Origin of the sequence: Pseudomonas sp. 30_B (assembly GCF_017491605.1) — a bacterium.
Lineage (GTDB): Bacteria > Pseudomonadota > Gammaproteobacteria > Pseudomonadales > Pseudomonadaceae > Pseudomonas.
Map to the genome: position 1 here is coordinate 1 of NZ_JAFGYY010000467.1, position 246 is coordinate 246.

1 protein-coding gene is annotated in these 246 nt (G+C 67.9%); it reads left to right on the forward strand.

The annotated features are described in order from the left end of the window. Positions 1-246: sulfatase/phosphatase domain-containing protein (locus J5M67_RS29125; protein WP_207888750.1), on the forward strand; the 246-nt coding region annotated here is incomplete at both ends.

The window sequence follows — 246 nt, forward strand, 5'->3', positions numbered from 1 at the left end:
ACGAGAAGAACTCCAACTGGGAAGGCGCCTACCGGGTGCCGGCGATGATCCGCTGGCCGAACCACGTCAAGCCGGGCACCGTCTCCACCCAGATGTTCTCCGGCCTGGACTGGTTCCCGACCCTGCTCTCCGCCGTCGGCGTGCCCGACGCCAAGGAGAAGCTGCTGCAGGGCTGGGCGCCGACTTCCGGCGGACCGACCTTCAAGGTGCACCTGGACGGCTACGACCAGCTCGCCTACCTCTCCG